Consider the following 12,057-nt stretch of genomic DNA (forward strand, 5'->3'; position numbering starts at 1 on the left):
CCCGAACGCCCCGCCCGCGACCCGCGAGGCCACGCCCGCGCCCGCCATCGACATCGTGATGAGCGGCCGCCCGGTGCGCTGCGCGGTCTCCCACGTGGCGGCGAGCAGCGTGAGCACGTCGCCGGGGTCCCGGGGCATGACGGCGATCTTGAGCACGTCCGCGCCCCGCTCGGCCATGAGCAGCAGCCGGCGGACGATCTCGTCGCGCGGCGGCGTGCCGTCGAAGTCGTGGTTGGAGGCGACGACGGCGACGCCCGCCGCGTGCGCGAGGTCGACGAGGGTGCGGACGGTGCCCGGGTCCCGCATGACCTCGACGTCGAGCAGGTCGGCGACCCCGGTGGCGAGCACGGCGCGGTAGACCGCGACGTACACCTCGTCGGTGACGTCCGCGAGGCCGCCCTCCTGCGCGGTGCGGACGGTGACGAGCAGCGGCAGCCCGCCGACGGCGGCGCGCAGCGCGGTGCCCGCCGCGGCGGCCTCCTCCGGCGTGGCGCGCCCGCCGGCCAGGTGGTCGACCCGCCACTCGACGACGTCGGGCGCGGCGGCGACCACGGCGGCGGCCTCGGCGCGCAGCTCCTCGGCGGTGCCGCCGGTCAGGGGCACGATCACCTTGGGCCGGCCGGTGCCGATCACGGTGCCGCGCACGGTCACCGGGGTCGGCGCGGGCGCCGCGCTGCTGGTCATGGGTGGGCTCCTCCTCGACGGACACTGCATCATGCCGGTTCGCGCGCGCGGCGCACACCACCGGGGCCACCGGGCGCACTAGCGTCGGGCCATGGAGTTCCGTCGCATCCCCGGCCTGCCGCCCTACGTGTTCACGATCATCGACACGCTGAAGGTCGACGCCCGCCGCGCCGGCCGGGACGTGGTCGACCTCGGGTTCGGCAACCCCGACCTGCCGAGCCCGCAGGTCGCGGTCGAGAAGCTGGCGGAGGCGGCGCACAACACCCGCAACCACCGGTACTCGGCGTCGCGCGGCATCCCGAAGCTCCGCCAGGCGGTCGCCGACCACTACCTGCGCCGGTTCGGCGTCACGCTCGACCCGGACACCGAGATCATCTCGACCATCGGTGCCAAGGAGGGGTTCAGCCACCTCATGTGGGTGCTGCTGCAGCCCGGCGACGCGGCGCTGGTGCCTACCCCGTCGTACCCGATCCACATCTGGGGGCCGTACTTCGCGGGGGCCGACGCCCGGCAGGTGCCGATCGGCGACGGCACGGACGGCGCCGGCTACGTCGACCGCGTGATGGAGGCGTGGGACCTCGGCTGGCCGAAGCCGCGGGTGATCGTGCTGTCGTTCCCGCACAACCCGACCACCACGACGATCGAGCGGCACGACCTGCAGCGGCTCGTCGACTGGGCGCGGGAGCGCGACGTCGTCCTGGTGCACGACCTGGCGTACGCCGACATGTGCTTCGACGGCTGGACCCCGCCGTCGATCATGCAGTGCGCCGGCGCGACCGAGGTCGCGGTCGAGCTGTACTCGATGACGAAGTCGTACTCCATGGCGGGCTGGCGGGTGGCGTTCCTGGTCGGCCGCAAGGACGTGGTCGGCGCGTTGGCGAAGCTCAAGTCGTACCTGGACTACGGGACGTTCCAGCCCATCCAGATCGCCGCGACCGTGACGCTGAACGAGGCGACGGAGTACCCGGCGGAGCTGTCGGCGGTCTACGAGAGCCGGCGGAACGCGCTGGTCGACGGGCTGTCCCGGATCGGCTGGGACATCCTGCGGCCGCGCGGCACCATGTTCGCCTGGGCGCGGATCCCGGAGCCGTACCGCGAGATGGGGTCGATCGAGTTCGCGGAGATGCTGGTGCGGGACTGCGACGTGGCGGTGTCGCCGGGCGTCGGGTTCGGGCCGGGCGGCGACGGGCACGTGCGGTTCGCCCTGATCGAGAACGAGCAGCGGATCGGCCAGGCGGTGCGGGGGCTGCGCCGCGGGCTGACCCGGCTGGGGTCCTGACCCCCACCTGCGCGGACGCACCCCGGGGGTCGTCCTCAGGGTGCGCTCAGGGGGCTCCCGGATGTCGGAGCGGTGCGGCCACCTGCGAGGCTCGGACCGCGACGCGGGGGACTGCCCCGCGCCAGGCACGAGGAGCGCGACGATGGCACGGCGGACGACGGCGGCGACGGCAGGGGTGGTCGGTGCGGGGCTGGTGCTCGCGCTCACCGGGTGCGTGGGCGGCGGTGGCGGGCCGACGGTGACCCGCGAGGTCGAGGTCGAGGACGTCACGTCGGTCGAGCTGGCCGCGTCCGGCGACCTGACGGTGCGGCGCGGCGACACCCCGTCGCTGATGGTGCGCGCGTCGCAGGGCGCGCAGGACCGGCTGGTGCAGGAGGTGCGGGACGGGGTGCTGGTGCTCGACGCCCGCGGGTCGTTCGGCTTCCAGGACCTCGGCGACGTGGAGTACGAGCTGGTGCTCGGCGAGCTGCAGCAGGTCGTCGTCTCCGGCTCGGGCGACGTGACCGGGTCCGACGTGTCCGGCGCGGTGCTGCGGGTCAGCATCACGGGCTCCGGCAGCGTGGAGATCGACGGGGTCGACGCCGAGCAGGTCCAGGCCGCGATCGACGGGTCGGGCGGGGTCGAGCTGTCGGGCCGCACCGGGTCGGCCGCGTTCGGCATCGAGGGCTCCGGCAGCATCGACGCGGAGGACCTGCGCGCGGACGAGGTGGACGCGTCGATCGGCGGGTCGGGCTCGGTGGAGGTGCACGCCGAGCGCCGGCTGGCGGCCTCGATCGGCGGCTCCGGCACGGTGACGTACACCGGCGACCCGGAGGTGACCAGCGAGGTCGACGGCTCCGGGGACGTGGTCCGCGCGGACTAGAGGACGTCGGACCCCGCGACCAGGCGGGCACCCGGCACCGGGCCCGCGGCCGTGAGCACCGAGTCCGCGACCCCCGCGGCGGTCATGGCGGCCGCGATCACGAGGGCGTGCTGCCGGCTGCGGGCCAGGGCGGCGACGGTCGGGCCGGACCCGGAGACGACGACGCCCAGCGCGCCCGCGTCCTCCGCGACCGCCAGCGTCTCGACCAGCCCGGGCGCGAGCTCGACGGCCGCGTCCTGGAGGTCGTTGTGCAGCAGGGCGCCGAGCGCGGGGGCGTCGCCCGCCCGCAGGGCCTGCAGCAGCGCGACGTCGCCGTCGGCGTCCAGGCCGTCGCGGCCCGCGGCGAGCCGGTCGAACTCCTCGTAGACCCGCGGGGTCGACAGGCCCTCGTCGCGCACGCCGAACGCCCAGTGGTACTCGCCCCGGCTCAGCGCGGCGGTGAGCAGGTCACCCCGGCCGGAGCCGACGGCGGTCTGGCCCATGAGCAGGAACGGCACGTCGGAGCCCAGCTCGGCGGCGACCTCGTGCAGATCCTCGCGGCTCAGCGCCGTGCCCCACAACGCGTCGCAGGCGAGCAGCGCGGCGGCCGCGTCCGCGGACCCGCCCGCCATGCCCCCGGCGACGGGGACCGCCTTGTGCAGGTGCAGGTGCACGCCCTCGTCGACGCCGGTGCGGGCGGCCAGCGCCCGCGCGGCCCGGAGCGCGAGGTTGCTGGCGTCGGTCGGCACCCGGTCCGCCTGCGGTCCGGACACGGTCACGCGCACGTCGGGCGACGCGGAGGCCACCACGTCCTCGTACACGGACACGGCCTGGAACACGGTCGCGAGCGGGTGGTAGCCGTCGGCGCGGCGCGGACCGACGCGGAGCGACAGGTTGACCTTGCCGGGCGCCCGGACGCGGACCTCACGGCCGGTGCGGGGGGCGAGGCGCAGGTCGGTCACGGGGACCACTGTGCCAGGTCCGGGCGAGTCCGGCGCGTCCCGAGCAGGTCGCGCGGGAGCCCGGCGTCGCGCGAGGTCAGCCCGCCGCGGGCGCGCGCAGCTGCTCGGCGACCCGGGCGAACGCGGCGACGTCGAGGGCCTCGCCGCGGGCCTGGGGGTCGACGCCGGCGGCGGTGATCGCGCGCGTCGCCGCCTCGGAGCCGCCGGCGAGGGTCGCCAGCGCGGAGCGGAGCATCTTCCGGCGCTGCGCGAAGGCGGCGTCGACGACCGCGAACACCTCCTCGCGGCTCGCGGTGGTGGCGGGCGGCTCTCGCCGGTCCAGCCGGACGAGCGCGGAGTCGACGTTCGGCACCGGCCAGAACACCGACCGGCCGACGGTCGCGGTGCGGCGCGCGGCGGCGTACCAGGCGGCCTTGACCGACGGCACCCCGTAGGTGCGGCTGCCCGGCGGGGCGGCGACCCGGTCGGCGACCTCGGCCTGCACCATGACGAGCACCCGCTCCAGCGTCGGGAAGTGCTCGAGGAACGTGAGCAGCACCGGCACGGAGACGTTGTACGGCAGGTTCGCGACCAGCGCGGTCGGCGCCCGGCCGGGCAGGGCGCGCACGTCGAGCGCGTCGCCGCGGACGACCGTGAGCGCGGGGTGCGGCGGGGGACCGGGGTCGGGCGCGTCGCCCGCGTCGCCCGCGGCGCCCGCGGCACCGGGCACCGGCACGTCGGGCAGGTCCACCGTGTCCACGACCGCGCCCGGGACGTGCCGGCGCACGGTGTCGGGCAGCAGACCGGCCAGCACCGGGTCGATCTCGACCGCGACCACGTCGGCCCCGGCCTCGAGCAGCCCGAGCGTCAGCGAGCCGAGGCCCGGCCCGACCTCGACGACCCGCTCGCCGGCGACCACGTCGGCCTGGCGGACGATCTTGCGGACGGTGCCGCCGTCGAGCACGAAGTTCTGCCCGAGGGTCTTGGTCGGGCGGATGCCGGCGCGCTCGGCGAGCGCGCGGATCTCGGCCGGACCGAGCAACGGCCCCGCCGCGGGTGCGACGGGGCCGGTGCTGGAGGACATGCGGGCGAGCCTACCCGGCCGCCCGCGGGTGCGACGTCAGCTGAACAGCCGCGACCCGCAGACCGGCCACTGGCCGGCGCCGGAGCGGTTGTAGAGCATCTGCGCGCGGGCGGTCTGCTCGTCGGCCGAGGCCTGCGAGGGCAGCCCGCTGCCGCCGACGGCGGCCCACGTGGCGACCGAGAACTGGTACAGCCCGTGGTACTTGCCGGACGCCGAGACGATCGACGGGTTGCCGCCCGACTCGCACGCGGCGAGCGCCGCCCAGTTGAGGCCCGCCGCGTCGCCGCCGCCGACCGCCGGGGTGCCGGCGGTGGCGGGGGCCGAGGACGTCGCCTTCGGGGTGGTGACGACCGGCTTCTTCTTGGTGCCGATGTTGGTCACCTGGTCGACCGGCGCCTGGGTCACGGCGTCGGACAGCGTCTCGCGGCCGGTCTCCTGGCCGTCGACGGTGGTGACGCGCTCGACGACGGTCCGCACGCCGGCCACACCGGCGGTGGTGACCTTCGAGTCGCCGACGTACAGCGCGGCGTCGTTCTGCTCGACCGCGTTGAACGGCACCTCGTGCGTGGTCGTGACGTCCTGGATCACGACCCGGTTCACCACGACGGTGACGGTGGCGCCGGAGCGCTGCACGCTGACCCGGTCGAGCGGCTGCAGCGTGACGTCGAGGGCGTCGAGCGCCTCCGCGACCGTGGTGCTGCCGTCGGGGACGGGGTGCGTCGCGCCGTCGACCTGCACCGCGGCGGGGCCGTCGAGCGTGAGGTCGAGCGACAGGTCCGGACGGCCGCCGGCGGCCGAGCGGGACGCGACCAGGCGGACGTCGTCGCCGCGGGTCGCGAGCATGGTCAGCGCCTCGTCGGCGGTGAGCGCGGTCGTCCAGACCGTCTGCTCGGCGCCGTCGGCGTTGATCGTCACCTGGTGGGCGTGGCGGACGACGACGTCGACGCCGTCCTGGAGCGCGCCCGACGGGGTGACGGTGTCGCGGGAGCCGAGCTCGAGCTTCTGCTCGGCCAGCAGGCCGTCGACGCTGCCGGAGAACGTCGACACCGTGGTGGCGACGCCGTCGACGTCGAGCGTCACGGTCTTGTGGGCGTCCGCGACGGCGACGCCGCCGGTGGCGAGCACGACCACGGCGGTCGCGGCGCCGATCAGGCGCACGCGACCCCGGCGCGACCGGCGGTCGCCGTCGGGCTCGGTGCCGGCGGACCCGGGGTCGGTGTTGTGGACGACGCGGGTGCGGAGGGCGGCGGGCGTGGCGGCGAGGCGCGTACGGGCGCGACGGAGGAGGGAGGTCACGTGGTTCCAGACGACGGCGGTCCCGGGCACGGGGGGCGGGCGCGGCGCACGTGGGCGTCACCCACCGGTGCCCGGGCCGTGACGGCCCCGCGGCTGCGGCGGCACCTGGAGGGAGGTGCCGCACCCGGCGGTCCCGGATCCCCGATCCGGCGGTCATGCCCCGCGCACTGCTGCGCGGGTGCGCTCGCGGGGGGAGGGCCCCGGTCTGTCACGAGCGACACGCGACCGTAACCCATTCGTGACCATGTGCCAAGTGGTCGGGGCGGGGCCGCAGGTCAGCGCGGCGGCCGGTGGGGCCCCGTCAGTACCAGCCCTTGGCCTGGGAGGCCGACCAGGCGCCGCACGGCGTGGAGTACCGGCCCGCGATGTAGTTCAGGCCCCAGGTGATCTGGGTGGCCGGGTTGGTGCGCCAGTCGGCGGCGACGCTCGCCATCTTCGACCCGGGCAGCGCCTGCGGGATGCCGTAGGCGCCCGAGGAGCGGTTCTCCGCGTTCACGCGCCAGCCGCTCTCCTTGTTCCAGAGCTGCACCAGGCAGGCGAACTGGTCGTCGCCCCAGCCCCGCGCGGCGGCCAGCTGCTTGCCGATGTCCTGCGCGCTGCCGGGCGAGACCGAGATGTCGACGCCGGACGCGAGCTCCATCGTGCCGACCTTGACCACCTGCGTCACCGGCTCGACCGTGACGGCCGAGGCCACCACCTGCCGGTCGACCACCGTGCCGCCGACCGTCGCCGTGCTGTACGTCGTCGTCCGGACGCCGGCACGACCCGGGGTCGCGACCTTGCGGGTGCCCTTGACGAGCGTGGGGTCCTCGACCTCCTGCTCCTCGAACGGCACGGCCTCGGTGACGGTCTCGCCGGCGGTCGCCGCACGGGTCACGAGGACCACCAGGCCGTCGGTCGCGGTCGCGTCCAGCGGCACGGACACCCGGTCGCCCTCGTTCAGCACCAGGCCGATGTCCCGCAGCGCGTCGCGGACCGTGCCGCCGCTGCTCACGCCGTCGATGACCTGGCCGTCGACGGCCAGGTGGATGGTCTTCTGGGTCGACACCCGCAGCACGTCGCCGCGCTCCAGGCCCGCGGACCGGGACGCGGACAGCAGGGCCTGGTCGTCCCGCAGGCCCAGGCCCTCGACGGCCTCGCCGACCGTGAGCGCGGTGGTCCACACGGTGCGGTCCTGGCCGTCGACCTGGACGTCGAGCTCCCGGCCGTGCCGGACCACGATCTGCGCGCCGTCGCCGACGGGCTCGTCCAGGCCCGGGGCCACCAGGTCGCGGTCGCCGACCTGGATGTCCCCGGCCGCGAGCACCTGGCCGACGGTGCGCCCGAACGCGCTCACCTCGACCGCGGTGCCGTCGACCTCGACGGTCACGGTCTTGTGCAGGCCGACGAACGCGGTCGTCGCGCCGGCCACCAGCGCGAGCGCGAGGCCCTGCGCGCCGTACCGGAGCGCGCGCGAGCGGCGGGTGGTGCGGTGCGTCGGACTCGAGGCGAGGACGACGGGCGTCTCGGGCGCAGGCACGCGGGGGGCTCCAGCGGGTCGGGTCGGCGGGAGGGAGGGGCTCACGCCGGTACAGCCTCCCGACCGTAACCGATTCGTGATCCGAAGGGGAACCCGAGATCCGCGGGATCACCCCTCCGGGCGGGGCCCCCGGGGCCCGTCACCAGGTGCCGTAGACGCGCTCCGAGGTCGCGGCCAGGGCCGTGCACGCGTCGGCCAGGGCCAGGCCCCGCTCGGCGGCCAGCCGCCGGACGGTGTGCGGGACCAGGTACGGCGCGTTCGGGCGGCCGCGCAGCGGGTGCGCCGTGAGGTACGGCGCGTCGGTCTCGACGAGCAGCAGGTCGAGCGGCAGGGCGCGCACCGCGGCGCGCAGGTCGTCGTTCGCCCCGTACGTCACCGGGCCGGCCACCGACGCGTACCAGCCCTCGCGGGCGCACACCTCGGCGAGCGCCGGCCCGCCGGAGAAGCAGTGGAACACCGTGCGCTCGGGCGCGCCGTCGCGGAGCAGCACGTCGACCACGTCGTCGTGCGCGTCGCGGTCGTGGATCTGCAGCGCCAGGCCGAGCTCCTTGGCGAGCGCGACGTGCGCGCGGAACGCCTCCCGCTGCACCGCCTGGCCGCGGGGGCCGGCGCGGAAGAAGTCGAGTCCGGTCTCGCCGATCGCGCGCACCCGGTCGTTGGCCCGGGCGACGGCGGCCACCCGCGCCAGGGCGCCGTCGAGGTCCAGGTCGTGCCGCGGCTGCGGGTCCGGGTCGAGGCCGTCGGGCGCCACCTCGTGCACGCCGGCGTGCAGCACGGCCTCGTTGGGGTGGATCGCCACGGCGCCGAGCAGGGCGCGCCGGCCGGGGCGCAGCGGGGCCGGGGCGCTCGCCGGGTCCGCCCCGGCGTCGCCGTCGACCCGGAGCACGGCGTCCGTCCACGCCACCGCGTCGAGGTCGCAGCCGACCTGCACCATCCGCGGCACGCCGACCGCGGCGGCCCGGTCCAGGTGGTCGTCGAGCGTGGCGGGGGCGGGCTCGTCGGCGTCCGCGCCCGCCGCCGCGACGACGTCCAGCACCGACTCGAGGTGGGTGTGGTCGTCGACGACGGCGACGGGCAGCGGCTCCGGCGACGGGGCCCAGCCCGTGGGGCGGTTGCGGCTGCGCGCCACGTCAGCCCTGGCGCAGCCGGTCGAGCTCGGCCTCCACCACGTCGTCGTCGAGCTTCGTGAACACCGGCGTCGGCTTCGCCACCGGCGTGCCCGGCACCACGGCGCGCGGCCGCCACGCCGGCAGCGTCTCGCCGAGCCGGTAGTCGCCGGTGATGACCGGGTACTGCCGCGATGCGTCGTCCAGGTCGGTGACCTCGTCGATGCGCGGGAGCGGCGAGAACGTGCCGGTGCCGCCCAGCGCCTCGTGCACCGCCTGCGCCGAGTGCGGCAGGAACGGCGACAGCAGCGTGTTGCAGTCGCTCACGGCCTGCGCCGCGGTGTGCAACACGGTGCCGAGGCGCTCCGGGTCGTTCTTGAGCTTCCACGGCTCGGTCTCGGAGATGTACCGGTTGGCCTCCTGGACGACCCGCATCGCCTCGCCGATCGCCGCGCGGTGCCGGTGCGTGCCGATGAGCTCGCCGACCCGGCCGAACGCCGTGGTGGTCGTCGCGAGCAGGTCCTCGTCGCGCGTGGTGCGCGGGCCCGGCTCCGGGATCGCCCCGACGTTCTTGTGGATCATGCTCGCCGTGCGGTTGACCAGGTTGCCCCAGCCCGCGACCAGCTCGTCGTTGGTGCGGCGCTTGAAGTCCGCCCAGGTGAAGTCGGCGTCCTGGCTCTCCGGCCCCGCGGTCGAGATGTAGTACCGCAGCGCGTCCGGCTGGTACCGGCTCAGCATGTCGCGGACGTAGATGACGACGCCGCGCGAGGAGGAGAACTGCTTGCCCTCCATCGTGAGGAACTCGGACGACACCACCTCGGTCGGCAGGTTGAGCCTCCCGTAGACGCCGGGCTCGCCGCCCTTCGACCCGCCCCCGGCGTAGCCGAGCAGCTCGGCCGGCCAGATCTGCGAGTGGAAGGTGATGTTGTCCTTGCCCATGAAGTAGTAGGACAGCGACTCGGGATCCGTCCAGAACTGCCGCCACGCCTCCGGGTCGCCGGACCGGCGCGCCCACTCGATCGACGCGGACAGGTAGCCGATCACGGCGTCGAACCACACGTAGAGCCGCTTGGACGGGTTGTCCTCCCAGCCCTCCAGCGGGATCGGGATGCCCCAATCGATGTCCCGGGACATGGCGCGCGGGCGCACGTCGTCCAGCAGGTTCAGCGAGAACTTGAGGACGTTCGGCCGCCACTCGGTGCGGGTGCGCAGCCAGTCGCCCAGCGCGTCGACGAACGCCGGCAGGTCCAGGAAGAAGTGGTTCGACTCGACGAACTTCGGCGTCTCGCCGTTGATCCGGCTGCGCGGGTTCTTCAGGTCGATCGCGTCGAGCTGGTTACCGCAGTTGTCGCACTGGTCGCCGCGCGCGCCGTCGTAGCCGCAGATCGGGCAGGTGCCCTCGATGTACCGGTCCGGCAGCGTGCGGCCGGTCGACGGGCTGATCGCGTTCATGGTCGTCTGCTCGACCATGTACCCGTTCTTGTGCACCGTGCGGAACATCTCCTGCACGACCGCGTAGTGGTTGCGGGTCGTGGTGCGGGTGAACAGGTCGTACGAGAGGCCGAGCTGGGTCAGGTCCTCGACGATGACGCGGTTGTACCGGTCGGCCAGCTCCTGCGGGCTGACGCCCTCCTGCTCGGCCTGCACCAGGATCGGGGTCCCGTGCTCGTCGGTGCCGGACACCATGAGGACGTCGTGCCCCGCCATGCGCATGTAGCGGCTGAACACGTCGGAGGGGACGCCGAAGCCGGCGACGTGACCGATGTGGCGCGGGCCGTTGGCGTAGGGCCAGGCGACAGCGCTGAGGATGCGGGACATGGCGTCGATCCTAGTGAGCCGCGCGGGCGGGCTCGCGACCGGTCTCACCGGCGGCGTCGTCCGCGGTGGCGCCGACGGGGCGCGCGGGGCGGCCGCCGGGTCCGACGACGCCGCGGCGGCGCAGCACCGCCCAGGCGACCGCGAGCACCCCGAACCACACCGGCATGACGAGCAGCGCCACCCGGGTCTCCGGCTCCAGCGCCAGCACGACGACCATCGCCGCGAAGAACGCCAGCACCACCCAGCACATGACCCGGCCGCCGGGCATCCGGAACGCCGACGCCGCGTGCAGCTCCGGCGACCGGCGGCGGTACACCAGGTACGACGCCAGGATGACGGTCCACACCACGATGAACAGCAGCGTCGCGACGGTCGTCACCAGCGTGAACGCCTCGATCACCGACCGCCCGGCGTACAGCAGCACGACGCCCGGCAGCAGGCACGCGCAGGAGAACGCCAGGCCGCGGGCGGGCACGTGCCGGCGCGACAGCCGGCCGAAGCCCGCGGGCGCCTCCCGGTCCTCGGCCAGGCCGTAGAGCATCCGGGACGTCGAGAAGATCCCGCTGTTCGCCGACGACGCCGCCGAGGTCAGCACGACCAGGTTGATCACGCCCGCGGCGGCGGGCAGGCCGGCCAGCGCGAACATCGCCACGAACGGGCTCTCGCCCGGGTCGATGCTGCGCCACGGCGTGACCGCCATGATCACGACCAGCGCGCCCAGGTAGAACAGCAGGACCCGGACGGGGATCGCGTTGATGGCGCGCGGGAGCGTGCGGGCGGGGTCGCGGGTCTCCGCGGCGGTGGTGCCGACCAGCTCGATGCCGACGAACGCGAAGATCGCGATCTGGAACCCCGCGAGGAACCCGGTGAACCCGTGCGGGAAGAACCCGCCGTCGGAGTACAGGTGGGCGAGCGAGGCCGTGACGCCGTCGGCGCCCTGGAAGCCGATCGAGATCATCACCACGCCGACCGCGATCAGCGCGACGATCGCGACGATCTTGACGATCGCGAACCAGAACTCGAGCTCGCCGAACAGCCGCACCGCGACCAGGTTGAGCGCGAGGAGCAGCACGACGAGGCCCAGCGCAGGCAGCCAGCGCGGCAGGTCGGGGGCCCAGAAGGCGACGTACCCGGAGACCGCCACCACGTCGGCGACGCCGGTGACGATCCAGCAGAACCAGTACGTCCAGCCGGTGAGGAACCCGGCCCACGGCCCGAGGATGTCCGCGGCCATGTCCCGGAACGACTTGTACTCCAGGTTCGACAGCAGCATCTCGCCCATGGCGCGCATGACGAAGAACAGCATGAAGCCGATGACCGCGTAGACCAGCAGCACCGACGGGCCGGCCAAGGAGATCGTCCGGCCGGAGCCCAGGAACAGGCCGGTGCCGATGGCGCCGCCGATGGCGATGAGCTGGATGTGCCGGTTGCTGAGGCCGCGCTGGAGGTGGTCCTCGGGGGCGGGCGCGGTGTCGGCTGCGGCCGGTGC

At 74.9% G+C, this 12,057-nt stretch carries 10 protein-coding genes; 2 read left to right on the top strand and 8 right to left on the bottom strand.

The genetic code is table 11. From position 1 onward, the window contains the following. Positions 1-684: type I 3-dehydroquinate dehydratase (aroD, locus tag G6556_RS12470; RefSeq protein WP_166941767.1), on the bottom strand; the 684-nt coding region annotated here is incomplete at its 3' end. Between the two features lie 91 nt (positions 685-775). Between aroD and G6556_RS12475 the strand changes: the two genes are divergently transcribed. Then, positions 776-1,963, top strand: coding sequence for an aminotransferase class I/II-fold pyridoxal phosphate-dependent enzyme (locus G6556_RS12475; RefSeq protein ID WP_166941769.1), 1,188 nt, complete (start codon positions 776-778; stop codon positions 1,961-1,963). A 142-nt stretch (positions 1,964-2,105) separates the two neighbouring features. Continuing rightward, the gene (locus G6556_RS12480) at positions 2,106-2,825 is read left to right on the top strand and encodes a head GIN domain-containing protein (RefSeq protein WP_166941771.1); all 720 of its coding nucleotides are present in this window, start codon (positions 2,106-2,108) and stop codon (positions 2,823-2,825) included. On the opposite strand, the gene G6556_RS12485 is transcribed toward G6556_RS12480, so the two are convergent. The 7 genes from G6556_RS12485 to cycA form a co-directional block, all read right to left on the bottom strand. After that, positions 2,822-3,766 carry a 4-(cytidine 5'-diphospho)-2-C-methyl-D-erythritol kinase gene (locus tag G6556_RS12485; protein ID WP_346774868.1) on the bottom strand — a complete coding sequence of 315 codons (945 nt, stop codon included), beginning with the start codon at positions 3,764-3,766 and terminating at the stop codon, positions 2,822-2,824. The genes G6556_RS12480 and G6556_RS12485 overlap by 4 nt on opposite strands. A 76-nt stretch (positions 3,767-3,842) precedes the next feature. Continuing rightward, complete coding sequence (locus G6556_RS12490; protein ID WP_166941773.1) at positions 3,843-4,829, bottom strand: rRNA adenine dimethyltransferase family protein; 987 nt, start codon at positions 4,827-4,829, stop codon at positions 3,843-3,845. Between the two features lie 36 nt (positions 4,830-4,865). Continuing rightward, on the bottom strand, positions 4,866-6,125 hold the full coding sequence (locus tag G6556_RS19945; RefSeq protein WP_346774869.1) for a ubiquitin-like domain-containing protein: 1,260 nt from the start codon (positions 6,123-6,125) through the stop codon (positions 4,866-4,868). A 301-nt stretch (positions 6,126-6,426) separates the two neighbouring features. Then, the gene (locus G6556_RS12500; RefSeq protein WP_166941799.1) at positions 6,427-7,644 is read right to left on the bottom strand and encodes a ubiquitin-like domain-containing protein; all 1,218 of its coding nucleotides are present in this window, start codon (positions 7,642-7,644) and stop codon (positions 6,427-6,429) included. Positions 7,645-7,783: 139 nt separating this feature from the next. Then, the gene (locus G6556_RS12505; RefSeq protein ID WP_166941801.1) at positions 7,784-8,773 is read right to left on the bottom strand and encodes a TatD family hydrolase; all 990 of its coding nucleotides are present in this window, start codon (positions 8,771-8,773) and stop codon (positions 7,784-7,786) included. Position 8,774: 1 nt separating this feature from the next. Next, entirely contained in the window at positions 8,775-10,568 is a 1,794-nt protein-coding gene (gene metG / locus G6556_RS12510; protein ID WP_166941803.1) for a methionine--tRNA ligase, read from the bottom strand. Positions 10,569-10,578: 10 nt separating this feature from the next. Next, on the bottom strand, positions 10,579-12,057 hold a 1,479-nt coding region (gene cycA / locus G6556_RS12515; RefSeq protein ID WP_166941805.1), incomplete at its 5' end, for a D-serine/D-alanine/glycine transporter.

This window comes from Cellulomonas sp. IC4_254 (assembly GCF_011603975.1).
Lineage (GTDB): Bacteria > Actinomycetota > Actinomycetes > Actinomycetales > Cellulomonadaceae > Cellulomonas.

Coding starts and splice junctions, on each gene's coding strand:
- G6556_RS12475 (WP_166941769.1), top strand. CDS start 776: ATGGAGTTCCGTCGCATCCCCGGCCTGCCGCCCTACGTGTTCACGATC.
- G6556_RS12480 (WP_166941771.1), top strand. CDS start 2,106: ATGGCACGGCGGACGACGGCGGCGACGGCAGGGGTGGTCGGTGCGGGG.
- G6556_RS12490 (WP_166941773.1), bottom strand. CDS start 4,829: ATGTCCTCCAGCACCGGCCCCGTCGCACCCGCGGCGGGGCCGTTGCTC.
- metG (WP_166941803.1), bottom strand. CDS start 10,568: ATGTCCCGCATCCTCAGCGCTGTCGCCTGGCCCTACGCCAACGGCCCG.